The following is a 20,196-nucleotide window of genomic DNA, read 5'->3' on the forward strand; positions in this document are numbered from 1 at the left end:
CGGCGCCGTCGCCGCCGTCACTTCTTGCGGCGCCGGCCGCCTCCCTTGGCCTGCTTGCGGCGCTCCGCGCGCGTGAGGCCGTCGGCCGGGGAGCGCACCGGCTCGTCCTCGGGGCTGACGTCACGCTCGATGACGCCGCCCTCGCCGTCCACGGTCGGCGCGGTCAGGTGCAGGTTCCGCCGCTGCGGGGCGTCGAGCCCCTTGGCACGGATCTCCGGGCGGGTGCCCGCCTGGGCCGGCACCGCGTCCTGCGGGGCCTTCTCCAGGGACGGCGACGGCTTCGCGTCCTCGACCGGGACCTCCTCGACCTGCTGCTCGACCTGGACCTCCAGGTTGAACAGGTAGCCGACGGACTCCTCCTTGATGCCGTCCATCATGGCCTGGAACATGTCGAAGCCCTCGCGCTGGTACTCGACCAGCGGGTCCTTCTGCGCCATCGCGCGCAGGCCGATGCCCTCCTGGAGGTAGTCCATCTCGTAGAGGTGCTCGCGCCACTTGCGGTCCAGGACCGACAGCACGACCCGGCGCTCCAGCTCCCGCATGATCTCGGAGCCGAGCTGCTCCTCACGCGCCTCGTACTGCCGCTGGATGTCGTCCTTGATGGACTCGGCGATGAACTCGGCGGTCAGGCCGGCCCGGTCGCCGGCCGCCTCCTCCAGCTCCTCGATGGTCACGCTCACCGGGTACAGCTGCTTGAACGCGCCCCACAGCCGGTCCAGGTCCCAGTCCTCCGGGAAGCCCTCGGAGGTCTCGGCCTGGACGTAGGCGTCGATGGTGTCGTTCATGAAGTGCTGGATCTGCTCGTGCAGGTCCTCGCCCTCCAGGACGCGGCGCCGCTCGCCGTAGATGACCTCGCGCTGCCGGTTGAGGACCTCGTCGTACTTCAGGACGTTCTTGCGGGTCTCGAAGTTCTGCTGCTCGACCTGCGACTGGGCGGACGCGATGGCGCGCGTGACCATCTTGTTCTCGATCGGCACGTCGTCGGGGACGTTCGCCATCGACATCACGCGCTCGACCATCTGGGCCTTGAACAGGCGCATCAGGTCGTCGCCGAGGGAGAGGTAGAAACGGGACTCGCCGGGGTCGCCCTGACGGCCGGAGCGGCCGCGCAGCTGGTTGTCGATCCGGCGGGACTCGTGCCGCTCGGTACCCAGCACGTAGAGGCCGCCGAGGCGCTCGACCTCCTCCTTCTCGGCCTTCACGGCCTCCTCGGCGCGCTTGAGCGCCTCGGGCAGGGCGGCGGCCCACTCCTCGATGTGCTCCTCGGGGTCGAGGCCGCGCTGGCGCAGCTCCGCCTCGGCGAGGTCCTCGGGGTTGCCGCCGAGCTTGATGTCCGTACCGCGGCCGGCCATGTTGGTGGCCACCGTCACGGCGCCCTTGCGGCCGGCCTGGGCGACGATCGACGCCTCCCGGTCGTGCTGCTTGGCGTTGAGCACCTCGTGCTGGATGCCGCGCTTGGAGAGCTGCTGCGAGAGGTACTCGGACTTCTCGACCGACGTCGTGCCGACGAGGATCGGCTGGCCCTTGCGGTGCTTCTCCTCGATGTCGTCGACGACCGCCTCGAACTTGGCGACCTCGGTGCGGTAGATCAGGTCCGACTGGTCCTTGCGGATCATCGGCTTGTTGGTCGGGATCGGGACCACGCCGAGCTTGTAGATCTGGTGGAACTCGGCGGCCTCGGTCATCGCCGTACCGGTCATGCCGGAGAGCTTGTTGTAGAGGCGGAAGAAGTTCTGGAGGGTGATCGTGGCGAGCGTCTGGTTCTCGTCCTTGATCTCCACCCCTTCCTTCGCCTCGATCGCCTGGTGCATGCCCTCGTTGTAGCGGCGGCCGGCGAGGATACGGCCGGTGTGCTCGTCGACGATCATGACTTCGCCGTCGATGACGACGTAGTCCTTGTCCTTCTTGAAGAGCTCCTTGGCCTTGATGGCGTTGTTCAGGTAACCGACCAGCGGGGTGTTCACCGACTCGTAGAGGTTGTCGATGCCCAGCCAGTCCTCGACCTTGGCGACACCGGCCTCGTGGATGGCGACCGTGCGCTTCTTCTCGTCGACGTCGTAGTCGCCGGTCTCCTCCAGGCCCTTGAGGGGGTTGCCGGGCTCGCCGCGCTTGAGGCGCTTGACCAGCTTGGCGAAGTCGCCGTACCACTTGGTGGCCTGGTCGGCCGGGCCGGAGATGATCAGCGGCGTACGGGCCTCGTCGATGAGGATGGAGTCGACCTCGTCGACGATGGCGAAGTTGTGGCCGCGCTGGACGAGCTCGTCCTTGGACCACGCCATGTTGTCGCGCAGGTAGTCGAAGCCGAACTCGTTGTTCGTGCCGTACGTGATGTCGCACGCGTACATCTCGCGGCGCTGGGCCGGCGTCATGCTGGCGAGGATGCAGCCGACGTCGAGGCCCAGGAACTTGTGGACGCGGCCCATCATCTCGGAGTCGCGCTCGGCCAGGTAGTCGTTGACCGTGACGATGTGCACGCCGTCGCCGGAGAGGGCGTTGAGGTAGGCGGGCAGCGTGCCGACGAGGGTCTTGCCCTCACCGGTCTTCATCTCGGCCACGTAGCCCATGTGCAGGGCGGCGCCGCCCATCAGCTGCACGTCGTAGTGGCGCTGGCCCAGGACGCGCTTGGCGGCCTCGCGGACGGTGGCGAACGCCTCGGGCAGCAGGTCGTCCAGGCTCTCACCGTCGGCGTAGCGCTGCCTGTACTCGTCGGTGAGGGCCCGCAGCTCGGCGTCGGAGAGGTCGACGAAGTCCTCTTCGATGGAGTTGACCTGGTCCGCGATGCGGTGCAGCTTGCGCAGGATCTTGCCTTCGCCTGCACGCATGATCTTCGAGAGGACGGACACGGGGGTTGGTCTCCTTGCCGGTCGGGCCTGGGACGGTCGGTTTCCGTTTGACGTGAGTGAGCAACGGCCATCGTATGCGAGGACCCCGTCGCCCCGGGAGGGCTGCCGCGACGACCGTCCGCCGCATGTCTCCTCCCGTCAGCCGCGCTGCGCTTCCATCCAGGACAACGCCCGGCGCCCCCGGATGGTGCCGCCGCCGTCCGGCGAATCGTGAAACGTGACCACGGCTCCACGGAGCGCAAACCGATGGTGCCCCACCCGGACCTGCGAGCAGAATCGGCCGATGGAACCCGTCACGCTCACCACCGGCCGTCTCCTGCTGCGCGCCGTCGGCCCGCAGGACACCGACGCCGTGTACGCCGCCTGCCAGGACCCCGACATCCAGCGCTGGACCGTCGTCCCCTCCCCGTACCTGCCCGAACACGCGCGGGGCTTCACCGAACAGATCGTCCCGTCCGGCTGGGCCGCCGGCACGGCGTTCACCTTCGGCGTCTTCCTGCCCACCGGCGACCTGGTGGCCATGCTCGGCCTGACCGTGCTCTCCCCGGGCACGGCGGAGATCGGCTTCTGGGGCGCCAAGGAGCACCGCGGCCGGGGCTACGTCACCGAGGCGGTGCTCGCCGTCAGCCGCTGGGCCTTCACCGAGGCCGCGGTAGACCGCGTGGAGTGGCGCGCCGAGGTCGGCAACACGCCCTCACGCGCGGTGGCCGAACGCGCGGGCTTCACCCTGGAGGGCACCCTGCGCTGCGCGATCGACAACAAGGGCGTACGCCGGGACTGCTGGGTGGGTTCCCTGCTGCCCTCGGACCTCGGCCTGCCGTCGACGGCGCCGTACGTGCCCGCACCTTCCCGGTGACCTCGGGCGGTGCCGCCGCCGTCCGGCCGAACGCGCCCCCGCTGTCAGTCCCACCCCCTATCGTGCGAAGGCATGACGACCCCGCGCCCCACCGCAGAGCTCTCCGCAGACGAGGCCCGCCGCATAGCCCTGCGGGCCCAAGGTTTCCTCGGTGCCCCCGACCGCCGCTCGGGTGTCCGCGGCGTCCTGCGCCGGCTGGGCGCGGTCCAGCTCGACACCATCTCGGTCCTCGCCCGCTCCCACGAACTCGTCCCGTACGCCCGCCTGGGCGCGGTGGGCCGCGAGACCGTCGAGGACGCCTACTGGAAGGACACGCACGCCTTCGAGTACTGGTCGCACGCCGCCTGCATCCTGCCCATCGAGGAGTGGCCGTACTTCGCCTTCCGCCGCCGCGCCTACCGGGACCGCCCGCACTGGAACCACGAGCTCCCGGAGGGCACCTACGACCAGGTCGTCAAGCAGCTGCGCGCCGAAGGGCCGCTCACGGCGACCGAGTTGGGCGGCGCCAAGCGGACCGGCGAGTGGTGGGACTGGTCCAGCTCCAAGATCGCCGTCGAACGCGCCCTGATGTACGGCGAGGTGGTGTGCGTCGAACGCCGCGGCTGGAAGCGGGTGTACGACCTCGCAGAACGCGCGGTTCCGGAGCACCTGCTGCACGACGAGCTGGACGACGCCGAGTGCCTGCGCCGGCTGGTCCGGCTGGCCGGACAGGCCCTGGGCGTCGGTACCCGCTCCGACATCGCGGACTATCACCGGCTCAAGGGGGAGCAGGTCGACGCGGTGATCGCCGACTCGGGGCTGGTCCCGGTCACGGTGGAGGGCTGGGGCAGACCGGCCTGGGCCGACCCCGCGGCTCTGGCGGCTCCCCCGCGCGGCCGGCACCGCACGACGCTGCTGTCGCCGTTCGACTCCCTCGTGTGGGAGCGGGCGCGCACGGAACGCGTTTTCGGGTTCACCCACCGCCTGGAGGCATACGTCCCCAAGCACAAGCGGGTGTACGGCTACTTCGCGATGCCGGTCCTCGCCGGTGGCCGTCTCGTCGGCCGGGTGGACCCGGCCCGTGAGGGACGGACCCTGGTGGCCAGGCAGGTCACGCTGGACGGCCCGAAGGCGGTCCCGGCGGTGGCGCAGGCCCTGGTCGAAGCGGCGGGCTGGGTGGACTGCACGAACGTCCGCGTGGAGCGGGTCGACGCTCCGGATCTGCGCGATTCCCTGGTACGGGAGCTGGCCCGCCTCCTGGTCTGAATCACCTGGATCACCTGGATCGCCCGGATCGCTCAGAACACCCGGACAAGCGGATCACTTGGATCAGCAGATCACCCGGATCAGCGGATCACTTGGATCACCCGGATCACTCGGATCACCCGGATCAGCGGATCTCGAGGATCTTCTCCCGCATCGCGTACACGACGGCCTCCATCCTGGAGTGCAGCTGCAGCTTCTCCAGGATGTTGCGCACGTGGTTCTTGACGGTGTTCTCGGAGATGAACAGTTCCTTGGCGATGTCCCGGTTGTTCATCCCGGTGGCCACCAGTTTCAGGACCTCCAGCTCGCGGTCGGTCAGCCGCGGGGCGGGCACCAGCCGGCGCTCGTCGGTCCGCTGGATCATCGACTTGAACTCGGTGAGCAGCTTCGACGCCATGGACGGGCTGATCTGCGACTGTCCGTCGGCCACCGCGCGAATGGCGGTGGCCACCTCGTCGGTGGAGATCTCCTTGAGGAGGTAACCGGTCGCGCCCGCCTTGATCGCGTCGTAGAGGTCGGCTTCCTCGTCGCTGATCGTCAGCATGATGATCCTGGCGCTGGGAGCCACCTCCTTGATGGAGGTGCAGGCCTCGATCCCGCCCCGCTTCGGCATCCGCACGTCCATCAGCACGATGTCGGGCAGCAGGTCGGCGGCCTTCTCGACGGCCTCGGCGCCGTCGCCGGCCTCCCCGACGACCTGGATGTCCTCCTCGGCCGCGAGCACGATCTCCAGGCCACGGCGGAACAGGGCGTGGTCGTCGACGACCAGGACCCTGATCGGCTCCTCGCGCGCAGAGCCCGCCTCCGGGCCCATGCCGACGACGCCTTCGCCCGCGTCCTCGTCCCGCATCGGTCCGAAGCTGTCCGCCATCGTTCCTCCCCCTGAAGGCTGTGGCCTGTGGTCGTGAGCCATCGCCAACGCAAGGCAACGACCCACCGGTTGAGCCGTTGCGGCCATGATTTCATGCCCGGACGGCACCGGGGTGACTCAGCGGTGCGCGACGGGGGCGCACACGGGTGCCCCTGGGGGCGCACACGCGCTCCAGGGGCACCGGCCCTCGGGTCACCCGGCGCGGTCAGCCGCCGAGCGCTCCGCCCGCCTCGGGGGAGGGCGCCTGGGTGACCATCGTGTCCGTCCTGAGGTGGATCACGCCGTAGTCGTACGCGTGCCGCCGGTAGACGACGCTGGGTTCCTTGGTCTCGGAGTCGACGAACAGGTAGAAGTCGTGCCCGACCAGCTCCATCTCGTAGAGCGCCTGGTCGAGGGTCATCGGCGCGGCCACATGGGTCTTCTCACGGACGACGAGAGGGCCTTCGCCCTGGATCTCCAGCGAGCCGATCTTCTTGGTGGGCACGCTGTCCTGGTCCTCCTGCGGGACGACGGCACCCGCCCCGTTGAGCGTCGCCGCGTCCGGGACGTGGTCGGCGACCTCGGCCGCCGAGATGCGGCGCGCGCCACGCCGCGAGAAGCGCTTGTCGTGCTGCTTGCGCAGCCGCGCGTCCAGCTTCTCCGCCGCCAGGTCGAGCGCCGCGTACGGATCGCTCGCCGCTGCCTCCGCCCGGATCACCGGACCGCGGGAGCGGAGGGTGATCTCCACCCGGTCGCAGCGGTCGGCCTGTCGGGGGTTGGGCTCCTTGGACACCTCGACGTCGAGGCTGATCACCTTGCCATCGAGCTTCTGGATCTTGTCCAGCTTCAGCTTCTCGGCCACGTGCTTCCGGAACCGCTCGGGCACCTCGGTCTTGCGGCCCTTGACGACGATGTCCACGCAGAACTCCGTTCCCGGATCACTCCGCTCCGACGGCGGAGCATCTCCCTTTTGCACCAGGTCCCGGTGAGCCCCGGGACCTCGGACTCGGTGACTTCCACCTCCTCCCCCGTGGGCAAGATCTGCATTCCACCGGTGCGGGTGATGATGAAAAATTCCCGCGGCCGGCATTCCGATATGAGAGGTGTGGCCTGCGGCTTTCCCTCTCACCCGAACATATCTCGCCCGGACGGATGTCGTCACCCTCTACCTCGACATACCTCCGTTCAGGCGAATTCTCCCCGTCATTACCTGCAACGACAACACCAGTCGATCAGTTCCAGTTCATTTCGAAAGAATCCGGTGACGACGCGACCACGGCCGCATACATGACACGGCGGGCCGTCTCGCCGTCCCCGTTCACGCCCGCCCTTTCCGGTCCGGTGGGCCACCGGCTCGTCCTCTCTCCCGGCGCCATGTCCCTCCGTTCCCCTCTGCCTTCCCCCATGGCTCGCGAATACACGGCCGCCGTCTCCGCCGGGTACGGGTCCGGCCCCGGGGCCCGTGCGCACGGGGCCGCGTCCTCTCCCGCCGCCCCCTCCGGTCCGCCCGCCGACGCCCGCACGGCACGCGCCGCCTCCGCCAGGGACGCCCCGGTCGTCATCAGGTCGTCCACGAGTACGACGGCACCGGCGCCGCGCAGCAGCCGCCCGGCCCCCGGCACCACCGCGAGGGCGCCCGCGAGGTTGTCCCGTCGCCGCCTGGAGTCGAGCCCCGACTGGTCGGCCACGGCACGCCGCTGCCGCAGCGCCGCGAGCACCCGGGCGGGCGTCCCGGTCCTCCGCAGCTCTCCCGCAGCGGCGAGGGCGATCCGCCGCGCCGGATCGTGCCCCCGCGCCCGCACCGCCCGCCGGGCGGAGGGGACGGGAACGAGCAGCACGGCCCCCGCCCCGCCCCCGCTCCCCCTACCGATCCCGGCCTCCCGGAATCCGGTGCCCCCGGCCCGGTGCCCCCCTTCCCACCCGGCGTCCCCAGCCCCGTACATCCCCTCCCGCACGGCGTCCCGCAGCCCGGCGCGCACGGCTCCCGCCAGCGCCGTGCCGAGCGGTCCCGCGAGCGCCAGCACGCCCCGCTCCTTGTGGGCGAGCAGCACCGCCCGCACCTCGTCCGCGTACCGGGCCGCCGCGTGCACCGCCGGCAGCCCGGGCGGCTCCGGCGCCGGCCGCACCCGGCGCGGCGCTGCCCCGCTCAGAGCGGCACGGCACCGCGGGCAGAGCACCGTGCGCGCCCTGCCGCAGCCTCCGCACTCGGCCGGCAGCACCAAGTCGGCCAGGTCCTGCCACCACCCCCGCATGCCCACCACTGTGCCGACACCGGCACCGCCCGGCCAGCCCTGTGGACAACCGGCGGCCACCGCCCGTCACCGCCTGTGGAAAACCCGGAGCCCGCACAACCGGAAACCCGGAAACCCGGAAACCCGGACACCTGGCGCCCGGACACCTGGGCACCCGGACACCGCAGAACCGGGAAACCCCGGCCGCCGCAGGCCACGGCCGCCCTCACCCCGGATAGACCGGCGCCGTCCCGTCCGTCACCTTCTGCCACTGCGTCCCGGACGGCAGCCGCACGATCCCGTCCTCCGAGTACGCCACCAGCGGCAGCCGCTCGTCCTCGGACGCGGCGATCTCCTGCACGCCCGTGAGGGCCGCGGGCGCCTGCGTCTCCGGCGTGGACCCGTCGACCTGGACGTACCCGATCTGCTGCACGCCCCCGTGCTCGCGCCCCACCACCACGAGCCGGCTGTCCCCGGCCCAGGACATCGCCGTGACCTCCTCCAGCCCCGGCGTCGCGGAGCGCAGCTCGCGGACGGTGACCACCGGCCGTCCCTGCGCCTTCCCGTCGCGTTCGATCCGCCCGATGAGCAGCGACCGCTGTCCGTCCTCGTCGCGCACGACGAGCGCGATGCGCACCCCGTCGGCGGCCACCCGCACGTCCTGGACCCGGCCTTCCAGCCCCGGGGTCTGCACCGTCACCGGTTCGCCCCTGCCCTGCTCCAGCACCAGCAGCCGGGGGCGGGCCGGGTCGCGGTCGACGACCCACAGGTCCCCCTGCGCGTCCCAGCTGGGCGTCGCCAGCCGCTCCTGCTCCGTCCGGCCCCGGCTGACCAGCACCGGCTCCCCGAGCGAACCGCCCGAGACCAGTGAGGCGACATACAGCGCACTGCCGTCCGGGCCGACCCCGGCCGCGCTGTGCTCGTCGCGCGACACGGCCGCCGACCGCAGCCCGACCTCACCGGAGCCCAGCGCCCCGGGCACGGGTTCGGCCCGGGTGGCGCTGCTGCCGGCGGGGAGCCGCACCAGGCGCTTCTCGCCGTCGACGAAGTACAGGTAGTCGGGGTGCTGCGCCGAACCGCGCGCCGCGACCACCGCGGCCCGGTCCTCGGTGAGCGAGCACACCCGCTCGTCACCCGCCCGCAGATCGACCTCATCCACCGCGGGAGTGAGGTTGCGCAACGTGAACAGCAGCTGGGCCGCCATCTCCTCGCACGTGTCCGAACCGGCCCGGGCAGCCCGGTCGTTCAGCGGCACCGTCAGCCGGTTGCGGTCGTCGGGCGTCAGCGAGGAGACGCCCTTCGCCAGCGCCGTACCACTGGGGAAGCTGGATCTGACCACACGTCCGAGCAGCCGCGTCGGCCCGTTGAGCAGGGAACGCACCGCCTGCGTCAGGGGATCCACGCGCTTGCGCACATAGACGGGGTCGGCGACGGCCATCGGCTGCCCGCCCGCCCCGCTCCCGGCGTCCGGGGTGTGGTTCGAGGCGAAGTAGTACTTGTTGACGGACATGTAGTTGCGCTGGAAGTCCGACTTGCCCATCACGACGCCCTGCGGCACCGTGTCGATCCGCCACTGCCCGCTCTTGCCGTCCCGCTTGAGGTGCACCGGCGCCCGGTACTGCCCGTCGGCGGGCGCGTACGACTGCTGCGCGTCGACCGTGGCGACCTTGGTGCCGGTCAGGGTGAGCGAGTAGGCGTCGGTGTCCTCCCGGTCGCCCGTGCGGCCCGGCTCGGTGCCCGGCCCGTCGGCGAGCACCGTGGTGGCCAGCTCGGGCCGCCACGTCTTGCGCGCCGCCTCCGTCAGGTATTCCCGCGCCGTCTCGTAGTGGGGGTCGTCGCTGGTGAGCGCCTCCAGGAAGCCCTGCACGATCTCCGAGGGCGGGGCGTCCTCGGCCGGCGGCATGGCGAACACCCGCACCTGCGTGTCCTGGCGGGGCGTGGACTCCACGCCCCGCAGATCCCCGCTGTCGGGCATGGTGGCGCACCCCGCCAGCAGGACGGCCCCGACGGCGGCGTACGCCACCGCGCGCACCGGCGCCCGCCGACGGCTCCCCTCGCGGTCAGCGGCCACGACATGCCTCCCCTTGGCTGTTCGGGTCCTCCTCCGGCCGGCCGGCCGGGCGTCCGTCGCTCTGCGCGGTGACCGGGCCGTCGGCGGCCGGACCGTCCTGGCGCCGGGTCACCGGCACGGGCCGCGGCACCACGCGCGCGCCGCTGCCGGGCAGCGCCGTCGGGTCCGCCGCGGGCGCCGCCGCGGCCGGCCGCGGCGGGATCGGGCCCCGGACCGGTCTCGCGTCCGCCCGGCCGGCCGTCTGCTGCGCCGGAACGGTGACGGTTTTCTCCCCGCCGTGCGGCACCGCGGTCCCGTCCCGCCCATCCGTCCCATCCGGCCCGTCCGCCCCGCCACGGCGCCGCGAGTCCGCGGGCTCCAGCGGTATCGGGGAGCCCCGCAGCGGCTCGTCCGCGGTCCTCGGCAGCGTCAGCCGGAACTGCGAGCCGCCACCCGGCTCGCCCCACGCCTGCAGCCAGCCCCCGTGCAGCCGGGCGTCCTCCAGGGCGATCGACAGCCCCAGGCCCGTCCCGCCGGTGGTCCGCGCGCGGGCCGGGTCGGCCCGCCAGAAACGGCTGAAGACCCGGGTCGCCTCGCCCGGCTTGAGCCCGACACCGTAGTCGCGCACCGCGACCGCGACCGCGCCGCCCGCCGCGGCCAGCCTGACCACGACGTCCTTGCCCTCGCCGTGCTCGACGGCGTTGACGACGAGGTTGCGCAGGATGCGCTCCACGCGCCGGGCGTCGGCCTCGGCGACCACGGGCTGCTGGTCGCCGACGACGCGTATCCGCGTGCCCTTGCGCTCGGCGAGCGGCTCGGCACCGCCGACGACACGCCGGACGACCTCCCTCAGGTCGATCGGCTCCGCCTCCAGCGCCGCCGCGCCCGCGTCGAACCGGCTGATCTCCAGCAGGTCCGCCAGCAGCGACTCGAACCGGTCCAGCTGGTCGGCGAGCAGCTCCGCCGACCGGGCGGTGACCGGGTCGAAGTCCTCGCGCGCCTCGTGGATGACGTCGGCGGCCATCCGCACGGTCGTCAGCGGCGTCCGCAGCTCGTGGGAGACGTCGGACACGAACCGCCGCTGCATCCGCGACAGGTCCTCCAGCTGACTGATCTTCAGCTGCAGGTTCTGCGCCATCTTGTTGAAGGCCTCGCCGAGCCGCGCGATGTCGTCCTCGCCGGTGACCTTCATCCGCTCCTGCAACCGCCCGGCGGACAGCCGCTCGGCGACCCCCGCCGCCATCCGCACCGGCGTGACGACCTGCCGCACGACCAGCCACGCGATCGCCCCGAACAGGACGACGACGAAGAGCCCGGCCGTCGCCAGCGTCCCCTTGACCAGGCTGAGCGACTTCTCCTCCTGCGCCAGCGGGAAGAGGTAGTACAGCTGGTACGGGTCCCCGTTGGGATCGTTGACCCGCTTGCCGATGACCAGCGCCGGCTGGGAATCCTCGGAGGAGTTGTAGAAGATGCGGGTGTAGCTCTGGGCCGCGGCCGTACTGCTGTCGACCCGCTCCCGCAGGCTCTCGGGGATGCTGGCCGACGGGGCGACGTCGCCGGAGGAGCGCGGACCGCGCCCGCCGCCGCTGTCACCGCCCACGGGAAGGGTGACCACGTCGAACGCGCCCTGGCCGCCGCTGGAGAGCGAGTACACCAGGTCGCTCATCCACTGGATGACGTTCTGCGAGGGACGGTCGCCGACCGGCGTGCCGGGGTCGCCGGCCGCGGCCGCCGCCTCGTCGGCCCGCTGCTTGGCCGCCGCGAAACCACCTGTGGCCTGGCTCTGCGACGCCTTCACCTTGGCGTCCAGCAGGCCGTTGCGGACCTGCCCGATCACGACGAAGCCCAGCAGCAGCACCACGCCCAGCGACATCAGCAGCGTGGTGACGACGACCTTCAGCTGGAGGTTGCGCCGCCACAGCCGGATGACGGGCAGCAGCGGGCGGCGCACCCAGCGCATGAACAGACGGAGCACCGGGCTGCCCTGCACCCCGCCGTGCAGCAGCCCGCCCTCCAGGAGACGGCCCCAGCGGGAACCGGGCCCCTTCCGGCCGACAGGCCGCCCGGCGCGGGTCCCGGACCGGCCGGGCGCCGGAGCGGCGCTGTCCCCGGACATGTCAGCTCGGCCCGGCCTTGTAACCGACGCCACGGACGGTCACCACGATCTCCGGCTTCTCCGGGTCCTTCTCGACCTTGGAGCGCAGCCGCTGCACATGGACGTTGACCAGCCGGGTGTCGGCCGCGTGCCGGTAGCCCCACACCTGCTCCAGCAGCACCTCACGCGTGAACACCTGCCACGGCTTGCGCGCCAGCGCCACCAGCAGATCGAACTCCAGCGGCGTCAGCGCGATCGACTGCCCGTCCCGCTTCACGGAGTGCCCGGCCACGTCGATGACCAGGTCGCCGATGGCGAGCTGCTCCGGCGCCGGCTCCTCCGACCTGCGCAGCCGCGCCCGGATACGGGCCACCAGCTCCTTCGGCTTGAACGGCTTCACGATGTAGTCGTCGGCGCCCGACTCCAGGCCCACGACGACGTCGACGGTGTCGCTCTTGGCCGTCAGCATCACGATCGGCACCCCGGACTCCGCCCTGATCAGGCGGCACACCTCGATGCCGTCCCGGCCGGGCAGCATCAGGTCGAGCAGCACCAGATCCGGCTTGGCCTCACGGAAGGCGGCCAGCGCCTTGTCGCCGTCGGCTACGAAAGACGGCTCAAAACCCTCACCACGCAGCACAATGCCGAGCATCTCGGCCAGTGCGGTGTCGTCGTCGACGACAAGGACTCGTCCCTTCATAAACGACATCATCCCATTAGCTAAATCGTTACCCGGCGTGACCTGGCACACAGCGCGGCGAGTGCCTCTCCCGTCACGGGCGAGACGACCCCCTCCTCGGTGACGATCGCCGTCACCAGCTCCGGCGGTGTCACGTCGAACGCCGGGTTGTACGCCTGGGTCCCCAGGGGCGCCACCGGGATCCCGCCCCCCGCTCCCGCCGCCGGCACCTGCGGCGCCATGACCTCCGTCACCTCGTGCCCGGCGCGCTGCTCCACCTCGACGGACGCGCCGTCGGGCGTGTCCGGGTCCACCGTCGTCACCGGCGCCACCACGACGAACGGCACATGGTGGTACCGCGCAAGCACCGCCAGCGGGTAGCTCCCCACCTTGTTCGCCACCGAACCGTCGGCCGCGATGCGGTCCGCCCCGATCAGCACCGCGTCCACCTCCCCGGCCGCGAACAGCGAACCCGCCGCGTTGTCGGTGAGCAGGGTGTACGCCATGCCGCTGCGGGCCGCCTCGTACGCCGTCAGGCGGGCGCCCTGCAGCAGCGGACGCGTCTCGTCCACCCACAGGCGCCTGAGCCGCCCCGCCCGGTGCGCCGCCAGCGCCACCGCGAACGCCGTCCCCTCACCGCCGGACACCAGCGCACCGGTGTTGCAGTGGGTGAGGATCCGGTGCCCGCCGCCGGGCAGCAACTCGTCCAGCAGGGCCAGCCCGTGCTCCGCCATGCGGGCGCTGGCCTCGGCATCCTCCCGGTGCAGCGCCCGCGCCGCGGCCAGCGCGGCCTCGGCGGCCCGCCGCCCGTCGCCCCCCTCGGCGAGCGCGGCCCGGTACGCGGACCGGGCACGGCGCACCCCGACGGCGAGGTTCACCGCGGTGGGCCGGGCCCCCGCCAGGGCCGTCGCGGCCTCGTCCACGTCGAAGCCCCGCACGGCGGCGAGCGCGACGCCGTACGCTCCCGCGATGCCGAGCAGCGGCGCCCCGCGCACGGCGAGCGAGCGGATCGCCTCCACCAGTGCCGACGCGTCCGTGCAGACCAGTTCCACCTCCTCGGCCGGCAGTCTGGTCTGGTCCAGCAGGACCAGCACCGGTCCTTCGGGGGGTTCCTCCCAGCGGATCGCCGGGGTCTCGGTCGGCCGCTTGTCCTCGCCGCTGTGCGCGTACTGATCAGCCATGCCGTCAGTCTGCCCGCTGTCCGGCGGACAATTGAAGGTGCACGGCCCCTACCGCGGCCGATCCTCACCGGACCACCCCATGGCACGATGGCTGCCAACCTGCCGCCGCGACCGCGGACGGGCATCGTGAAGGAGCGACGATGAACGACACTCCGGGCTGGGCCTCGCCCGGATCCACCCCGTCCGACGGACGGGACCCCGGCGCGTCCGCACCCGCCGACCGCCCCGGCCCCGACCAGCCCACGCAGCCCGCCGGCCGGCCGGACGAGCAGCCGGCGGACCCGGGCACCAAGTGGTCCAAGGAACAGCCGCCACCGGGCCAGTGGTCCGCGCCCGTCGGCCAGGCCGCCCCGGACCAGTCCCCGCCGCCCCCGCCGCCCGGCCCCGGCTGGGGCACCCCGCCCCCCGGCGGCCCCGCGGGCGGACACGGCGGAGGCGGTCACCCCGGCCCCGGCGGATACGGCCCGCCCGGCGGCGGATACGGAGCCCCCGGCCCCTACGGCCCTTACGGCGGCTGGGGAGGCTGGGGCGGTCCCCCGCCCGCGGCCAAGCCCGGCGTGATCCCGCTCCGCCCGCTCGGCGTCGGCGAGATCCTCGACGGCGCCGTCTCCACCATGCGCACCTACTGGCGCACCGTCCTCGGCATCGCCCTGACCGTCGCCGTCGTCACCGAGATCGTCGTCGTGCTCCTCCAGGGCCTGGTCCTGGACGACACCGGCACCCAGGTCCTCGACGACCCGAGCGCCACGCTCGACGAACTGACGCGCGCCATGACCGACGCCATGCTCGGCGCGGGCGTCGTGTCCCTGATCACCCTCATCGGCACGGTCGTGGCGACCGCCCTGCTCACGACCGTCACCAGCCGCGCCGTGCTCGGCAAGCCCGTGACCACCGGCGAGGCATGGCGGGACGCCCGCCCCCGGATACCGAAGCTGTTCGGCCTGATCCTCCTGCTGATGCTCATCACCGCCGGCGTCGTCGCCGCCGGTTCCCTGCCCGGCATCCTCGTGACCGTCACGGCGGGCGGCGCACCGGGCGTCGCCCTCACCCTCCTGGGCCTGCTCGGCGCCGCCGTGCTCTCCCTGTGGCTGATGGTCCGCTTCTCCCTCGCCTCGCCGGCGCTGATGCTGGAGAAGCAGGGCGTCAAGAAGGCACTGAGCCGCTCCGTCAAACTGGTGCGGGGATCCTGGTGGCGCGTCTTCGGCATCCAGCTGCTCGCGGTGGTCATCACGAACATCGTCGCGTCGATCATCGTCGTCCCCTTCACCTTCCTCGCCGCCGCCCTCGACGGCGACGGGCTCTCCGGCTTCATCGAGGGCGCCGGCACCTACGACTGGACGTTCCTCGTCATCACCGGCATCGGCGCGGTGATCGGCTCCGTGATCACCATGCCGATCACGGCCGGCGTCACCGTGCTCCTCTACATCGACCAGCGCATCCGCCGCGAGGCACTCGACCTCGAACTGGCCCGCGCCGCCGGTGTCCAGGGCCACGGCTCCGGCGCCCCCGGCGCCACCCCGGGAGGCTGATGCGGTGATCCGGGCGGGGGGAGTTCTCACCGAGGCGTTGCCGCGCACCGCCGTACGGACGTCGCTGCGCGCCGGCGACACCTCCGTACGAGCGCTGCCGCACTCCGGCGACGAGCCGCCGCTGACGATCCCGCGCGACCCCGCGCGGGAGGCGGCGCGACGCGAGCTGACCAAGCGCATGTACCACGAGAACGACCCCAGCTGGTTCCAGCGGGCCCTCGACGCCTTCTGGGACTGGGTCGACGACCTGTTCCGCGCCGCCTCCGGCGCGACCCCCGGAGGCACACTCGGCCTGATCGTCGTCGTCCTGGCCATCGGGGCGGTGCTGGGCGCCCTGTGGTGGCGTCTGGGCACCCCCCGCCGCCGGCCCGCCCTCTCCGCCACCGTGTTCGACGACCGCCCCCGCAGCGCCGCCGAGCACCGCGCCGCCGCCGAGGCACACGCCGCCCAGGGACACTGGAACCAGGCCGTCCAGGAACGCATGCGGGCCGTCGTCCGCGCCTTGGAGGAACGCGCCCTCCTCGACATCCACCCCGGCCGCACCGCCGACGAGGCAGCCAAGGAAGCAGGCCGCGCCCTGCCCGCCCACACCGACCGGCTGCGCGCCGCCGCCCGCGCCTTCGACGACGTGACGTACGGCGGCCGAACGGCGACGGAGCAGTCGTACCGGCACCTCGCCGCCCTCGACCGCGACCTGGAACACACCAAACCCCGGCTCACGAGCGACAGCGCCCACAGCGCGGACCGCCCCACCCGCCAGGGAGCCGCCGGATGACCACCGAGGCCACGCTCCCGACCACCTCGGCCCCGCCCACCGCGCGCCAGGTGTGGACCCGCACGCGAGGCGTCGCCCTCGCCCTCCTCCTGCTGCTCGCCGGGGCCGTCGCGATCGCCGTGGTCCGCTCCGACGCCCGGCACGGCGAGCTCGACCCGCGCTCCGCCGACCCCCACGGCAGCCGCGCCGTCGCCGAACTCCTCGCCGACCGCGGCGTCACCACCCGCGTGGTCACCACGCTCGCCGAGGCCCGCGCCGCGACCGGCCGCGACACCACCCTCCTGGTCGCCGTCCCCGACCTCCTGACCGAACGCCGGCAGAACGAGCTGCGTTCGGCGACCACCGGCTCCGGCGGCCGTACCGTCCTCGTCGCCCCCGGCAGCCCGTCCGTCGAACGGCTCGCCCCCGGCGTCACCGCCGCCCCCGCCACCAGCCCTGACTCGACGCTGTCCCCCGACTGCGACCTGCCCGCCGCCCGCCGCGCCGGCACCGCCGACACCGGCGGCATCCGCTACACCACCACCCGCCCCGACGCCGACGCCTGCTACCCCAGCCGGCGCCTGGCCACCCTGCTGCGCCTCCCCGACGCCACCGGAAGCGGCGACACCGTCGTCCTCGGCGCGCCCGACATCCTCCTCAACGACCGCCTCGACGAGCAGGGCAACGCCTCGCTCGCCCTCCAGCTCCTCGGCTCCCGCCCCCATCTGGTCTGGTACCTCCCCTCCCCCTCCGACACGTCGGCCGTCACCCCCGACGACGAACGCGACTTCTTCGACCTGCTCCCCCCGGGCTGGCTCTGGGGTACCCTGCAACTCTTCGTCGCGGCAGCCCTGGCCGCCCTGTGGCGGGCACGCCGACTGGGCCCCCTGGTGCCCGAGAAACTCCCCGTCGCGATCCGCGCCTCCGAGACCGTCGAAGGCCGCGCCCGCCTCTACCGCGCCGCCGACGCCCGCGACCGCGCCGCCGCCGCTCTTCGCTCCGCCACCCGCACGCGCCTCGCCCCTCTCGTAGGCATCCCCGCATCCCAGGCGCACACGCCCGAGGCCCTGCTCCCCGCCCTCTCCGCCCACCTGCGCGGCGAACCCGGCGACGGACCCGGGCTGCACACCCTCCTCTTCGGCCCGCCGCCCGGCGACGACGCGGCCCTGATCACCCTCGCCGACCAACTCGACGCCCTCGAAAGTGAGGTACGCCGTCCATGATGGACCCGACCACTGACAACGCCGGGCCGGCCGGGAACGCGGAGACCGCCCGCGCCGCCCTGGAGGCCCTGCGCGCCGAGATCGCCAAGGCCGTGGTCGGCCAGGACCCCGCGGTGACCGGCCTCGTCGTGGCCCTGCTCTGCCGCGGCCACGTCCTCCTCGAAGGCGTCCCCGGCGTCGCCAAGACCCTCCTCGTCCGCGCCCTCGCCTCCGCCCTCGAACTCGACACCAAACGCGTCCAGTTCACCCCCGACCTCATGCCGAGCGACGTGACGGGCTCCCTCGTCTACGACACCCGCACCGCCGAGTTCTCCTTCCAGCCCGGCCCGGTCTTCACCCACCTCCTCCTCGCCGACGAGATCAACCGCACGCCCCCCAAGACCCAGTCGTCCCTCCTCGAAGCCATGGAGGAACGCCAGGTCACGGTCGACGGCACCCCACGCCCCCTCCCCGACCCGTTCCTGGTCGCGGCCACCCAGAACCCGGTCGAGTACGAAGGCACCTACCCCCTCCCGGAAGCCCAGCTGGACCGCTTCCTCCTCAAGCTCACCATCCCTCTCCCCTCCCGCCAGGACGAGATCGACGTCCTCACCCGCCACGCCGCCGGCTTCGACCCACGCGACCTGCGCGCCGCCGGCGTACGCCCGGTGGCGAACGCCGCCGACCTGGAAGCGGCCCGCACCGCGATCGCCAAGACCACGGTCTCCCCGGAGATCACCGCCTACGTCGTCGACATCTGCCGCGCCACCCGCGAATCCCCCTCCCTCACCCTCGGCGTCTCCCCGCGCGGCGCGACCGCCCTCCTCTCCACCTCCCGCGCCTGGGCCTGGCTCACCGGCCGCGACTACGTCATCCCCGACGACGTCAAAGCCCTCGCCCTGCCCACCCTGCGCCACCGCGTCCAGCTCCGCCCGGAAGCCGAGATGGAGGGCGTGACGGCCGACTCGGTCATCAACGCGGTCCTGGCCCACGTCCCGGTCCCCCGCTGATGGCACTCACCGGACGCACCGCACTCCTCGCAGCCCTGGGCTCGCTCCCCGTCGGCATCTGGGAACCGAGCTGGACGGGCATCCTCGCGGTCAACGCCCCCCTGGCCCTCGCCTGCGCCTGCGACTACGCCCTGGCGGCCCCCGTACGGCGCCTGCGCCTGTCCCGCTCCGGCGACACCTCCGTCCGCCTGGGCGACACCGCCGACGTCACCCTCACGGTCACCAACCCGTCCCGCCGCCCGCTCCGCGCCCACCTCCGCGACGCCTGGCCCCCCAGCAGCTGGCAGCCCGGCACGGAACCGGCGGTCTCCCGCCACCGCGTGACGATCCCTCCCGGCGAACGCCGCCGCCTCACCACCCGGCTGCGCCCCACCCGCCGCGGCGACCGCCAGGCCGACCGCGTCACCATCCGCTCCTACGGCCCCTTGGGCCTGATCTCCCGCCAGGGCACCCACCAGGTCCCCTGGACACTCCGCGTCCTGCCTCCCTTCACCAGCCGCAAGCATCTCCCCTCGAAACTGGCCCGCCTCCGCGAACTCGACGGCCGCACAAGCGTCCTGACCCGCGGCGAGGGAACGGAATTCGACAGCTTGCGCGAGTACGTCCCGGGCGACGACACCCGCTCCATCGACTGGCGCGCCACGGCCCGCCACTCCACGGTCGCGGTACGCACCTGGCGCCCCGAACGCGACCGTCACATCCTGCTGGTCCTCGACACCGGCCGGACTTCCGCCGGCCGCGTGGGCGACGCGCCCCGCCTCGACGCTTCCCTGGACGCGGCTCTGCTGCTGGCGGCCCTCGCCTCCCGCGCCGGCGACCGCGTCGACCTCCTCGCCTACGACCGCCGCATCCGCGCCCTCGTCCAGGGCCGCGCGGCAGCTGACGTCCTCCCCTCCCTGGTCAACGCGATGGCAACGCTGGAACCGGAGCTGGTCGAAACGGACGCCCGGGGCCTCACCGCCACGGCCCTGCGCACAGCACCCCGCCGCTCGCTGATCGTTCTCTTCACCGCACTCGACGCGGCCCCGATCGAAGAGGGCCTCCTCCCTGTCCTCGCCCAACTCACGCAGCGCCATACGGTTCTGCTGGCATCCGTGGCAGACCCGCACGTCGCGGCCATGTCCAAGGCCCGGGGAAACACAGAGGCGGTATACGAGGCCGCAGCCGCCGCCCAGGCTCAAGCCGAACGGCACCGCACCACGGAGCAACTCCGCCGCCACGGCGTCACGGTCGTCGATGCCCTGCCGGACGACCTGGCCCCAGCACTGTCCGACGCCTACCTGTCCCTGAAGGCAGCAGGCCGCCTATGACCTGGAGGGAATCAAGGCCGCAAGGCCCCGTTCTCTCTATTTCTCCCTATAAATGCGGAAAACCCCGCATCATACGATGCGGGGTTCCCCGGAATAATTGTTCGGCGGCGTCCTACTCTCCCACAGGGTCCCCCCTGCAGTACCATCGGCGCTGTAGAGCTTAGCTTCCGGGTTCGGAATGTAACCGGGCGTTTCCCCTACGCTATAACCACCGAAACACTATGAAACAGACAACAACCAACACGGCTGTTCGTGGTTTCAGAACCAACACAGTGGACGCGAGCAACTGAGGACAAGCCCTCGGCCTATTAGTACCGGTCACCTCCACCAGTTGCCTGGCTTCCAGATCCGGCCTATCAAC

At 72.4% G+C, this 20,196-nt stretch carries 15 protein-coding genes and 1 rRNA gene; 7 read left to right on the forward strand and 9 right to left on the reverse strand.

The window, feature by feature from the left end; all coding sequences use genetic code 11:
• Window positions 1-17 precede the first annotated feature (17 nt).
• On the reverse strand, window positions 18-2,843 hold the full coding sequence (gene secA / locus ABZ340_RS11435; protein ID WP_358781526.1) for a preprotein translocase subunit SecA: 2,826 nt from the start codon (window positions 2,841-2,843) through the stop codon (window positions 18-20).
• A 283-nt stretch (window positions 2,844-3,126) separates the two neighbouring features.
• Here secA and ABZ340_RS11440 point away from each other — a divergent pair, with 283 nt between their 5' ends.
• Both ABZ340_RS11440 and ABZ340_RS11445 read left to right on the forward strand, forming a co-directional pair.
• Window positions 3,127-3,699 carry a GNAT family N-acetyltransferase gene (locus ABZ340_RS11440; RefSeq protein ID WP_358781527.1) on the forward strand — a complete coding sequence of 191 codons (573 nt, stop codon included), beginning with the start codon at window positions 3,127-3,129 and terminating at the stop codon, window positions 3,697-3,699.
• A gap of 72 nt (window positions 3,700-3,771) precedes the next feature.
• Window positions 3,772-4,944 (forward strand): crosslink repair DNA glycosylase YcaQ family protein, encoded by a 1,173-nt coding sequence (locus ABZ340_RS11445; protein ID WP_358781528.1) that lies wholly within the window; start codon window positions 3,772-3,774, stop codon window positions 4,942-4,944.
• A 124-nt stretch (window positions 4,945-5,068) separates the two neighbouring features.
• Here the strand turns inward: ABZ340_RS11445 and ABZ340_RS11450 are convergent, their stop codons facing one another.
• The 7 genes from ABZ340_RS11450 to mtnA form a co-directional block, all read right to left on the reverse strand.
• Window positions 5,069-5,815 (reverse strand): response regulator transcription factor, encoded by a 747-nt coding sequence (locus tag ABZ340_RS11450; protein WP_358781529.1) that lies wholly within the window; start codon window positions 5,813-5,815, stop codon window positions 5,069-5,071.
• A gap of 205 nt (window positions 5,816-6,020) precedes the next feature.
• On the reverse strand, window positions 6,021-6,713 hold the full coding sequence (gene raiA, locus ABZ340_RS11455; RefSeq protein WP_358781530.1) for a ribosome-associated translation inhibitor RaiA: 693 nt from the start codon (window positions 6,711-6,713) through the stop codon (window positions 6,021-6,023).
• A 313-nt stretch (window positions 6,714-7,026) separates the two neighbouring features.
• Entirely contained in the window at window positions 7,027-8,046 is a 1,020-nt protein-coding gene (locus ABZ340_RS11460) for a ComF family protein (protein WP_358781531.1), read from the reverse strand.
• Between the two features lie 205 nt (window positions 8,047-8,251).
• Window positions 8,252-10,096: an LpqB family beta-propeller domain-containing protein gene (locus ABZ340_RS11465; protein ID WP_358781532.1), complete on the reverse strand. Its 1,845-nt coding sequence runs from the start codon at window positions 10,094-10,096 to the stop codon at window positions 8,252-8,254.
• On the reverse strand, window positions 10,086-12,191 hold the full coding sequence (mtrB, locus tag ABZ340_RS11470; protein WP_358781533.1) for an MtrAB system histidine kinase MtrB: 2,106 nt from the start codon (window positions 12,189-12,191) through the stop codon (window positions 10,086-10,088). Before mtrB ends, ABZ340_RS11465 begins: the two co-directional genes overlap by 11 nt.
• 1 nt (window position 12,192) lies before the next feature.
• On the reverse strand, window positions 12,193-12,882 hold the full coding sequence (gene mtrA, locus ABZ340_RS11475) for a two-component system response regulator MtrA (protein ID WP_009188938.1): 690 nt from the start codon (window positions 12,880-12,882) through the stop codon (window positions 12,193-12,195).
• 8 nt (window positions 12,883-12,890) lie between these two features.
• The gene (gene mtnA / locus ABZ340_RS11480; protein WP_358781534.1) at window positions 12,891-14,030 is read right to left on the reverse strand and encodes an S-methyl-5-thioribose-1-phosphate isomerase; all 1,140 of its coding nucleotides are present in this window, start codon (window positions 14,028-14,030) and stop codon (window positions 12,891-12,893) included.
• A 140-nt stretch (window positions 14,031-14,170) separates the two neighbouring features.
• Between mtnA and ABZ340_RS11485 the strand changes: the two genes are divergently transcribed.
• The 5 genes from ABZ340_RS11485 to ABZ340_RS11505 are packed head-to-tail and all read left to right on the forward strand — an operon-like array spanning window position 14,171 to window position 19,835.
• Window positions 14,171-15,559: a glycerophosphoryl diester phosphodiesterase membrane domain-containing protein gene (locus ABZ340_RS11485; protein WP_358781535.1), complete on the forward strand. Its 1,389-nt coding sequence runs from the start codon at window positions 14,171-14,173 to the stop codon at window positions 15,557-15,559.
• A 4-nt stretch (window positions 15,560-15,563) separates the two neighbouring features.
• Window positions 15,564-16,334 (forward strand): DUF4129 domain-containing protein, encoded by a 771-nt coding sequence (locus ABZ340_RS11490; RefSeq protein ID WP_358781536.1) that lies wholly within the window; start codon window positions 15,564-15,566, stop codon window positions 16,332-16,334.
• The gene (locus tag ABZ340_RS11495; RefSeq protein ID WP_358781537.1) at window positions 16,331-17,536 is read left to right on the forward strand and encodes a DUF4350 domain-containing protein; all 1,206 of its coding nucleotides are present in this window, start codon (window positions 16,331-16,333) and stop codon (window positions 17,534-17,536) included. The genes ABZ340_RS11490 and ABZ340_RS11495 overlap by 4 nt, the downstream gene beginning before the upstream one ends.
• Window positions 17,536-18,525, forward strand: a complete 990-nt coding sequence (locus ABZ340_RS11500) for a MoxR family ATPase (RefSeq protein ID WP_358781546.1) — start codon at window positions 17,536-17,538, stop codon at window positions 18,523-18,525. The genes ABZ340_RS11495 and ABZ340_RS11500 overlap by 1 nt, the downstream gene beginning before the upstream one ends.
• On the forward strand, window positions 18,525-19,835 hold the full coding sequence (locus tag ABZ340_RS11505) for a DUF58 domain-containing protein (protein WP_358781538.1): 1,311 nt from the start codon (window positions 18,525-18,527) through the stop codon (window positions 19,833-19,835). Before ABZ340_RS11500 ends, ABZ340_RS11505 begins: the two co-directional genes overlap by 1 nt.
• Window positions 19,836-19,934: 99 nt before the next feature.
• On the opposite strand, the gene rrf is transcribed toward ABZ340_RS11505, so the two are convergent.
• A 5S ribosomal RNA gene (rrf, locus tag ABZ340_RS11510) occupies window positions 19,935-20,051 on the reverse strand.
• Window positions 20,052-20,196: the final 145 nt, after the last annotated feature.

The organism is Streptomyces sp. NPDC006134 (genome assembly GCF_040628835.1).
Lineage (GTDB): Bacteria > Actinomycetota > Actinomycetes > Streptomycetales > Streptomycetaceae > Streptomyces.

What these genes read in the sequence shown, in the direction of transcription:
- ABZ340_RS11440 (WP_358781527.1), top strand. Translation starts at nt 3,127, where the DNA reads ATGGAACCCGTCACGCTCACCACCGGCCGTCTCCTGCTGCGCGCCGTC.
- ABZ340_RS11445 (WP_358781528.1), top strand. Translation starts at nt 3,772, where the DNA reads ATGACGACCCCGCGCCCCACCGCAGAGCTCTCCGCAGACGAGGCCCGC.
- ABZ340_RS11450 (WP_358781529.1), bottom strand. Translation starts at nt 5,815, where the DNA reads ATGGCGGACAGCTTCGGACCGATGCGGGACGAGGACGCGGGCGAAGGC.
- ABZ340_RS11460 (WP_358781531.1), bottom strand. Translation starts at nt 8,046, where the DNA reads ATGCGGGGGTGGTGGCAGGACCTGGCCGACTTGGTGCTGCCGGCCGAG.
- mtrB (WP_358781533.1), bottom strand. Translation starts at nt 12,191, where the DNA reads ATGTCCGGGGACAGCGCCGCTCCGGCGCCCGGCCGGTCCGGGACCCGC.
- mtrA (WP_009188938.1), bottom strand. Translation starts at nt 12,882, where the DNA reads ATGATGTCGTTTATGAAGGGACGAGTCCTTGTCGTCGACGACGACACC.
- mtnA (WP_358781534.1), bottom strand. Translation starts at nt 14,030, where the DNA reads ATGGCTGATCAGTACGCGCACAGCGGCGAGGACAAGCGGCCGACCGAG.
- ABZ340_RS11485 (WP_358781535.1), top strand. Translation starts at nt 14,171, where the DNA reads ATGAACGACACTCCGGGCTGGGCCTCGCCCGGATCCACCCCGTCCGAC.
- ABZ340_RS11495 (WP_358781537.1), top strand. Translation starts at nt 16,331, where the DNA reads ATGACCACCGAGGCCACGCTCCCGACCACCTCGGCCCCGCCCACCGCG.
- ABZ340_RS11500 (WP_358781546.1), top strand. Translation starts at nt 17,536, where the DNA reads ATGGACCCGACCACTGACAACGCCGGGCCGGCCGGGAACGCGGAGACC.
- ABZ340_RS11505 (WP_358781538.1), top strand. Translation starts at nt 18,525, where the DNA reads ATGGCACTCACCGGACGCACCGCACTCCTCGCAGCCCTGGGCTCGCTC.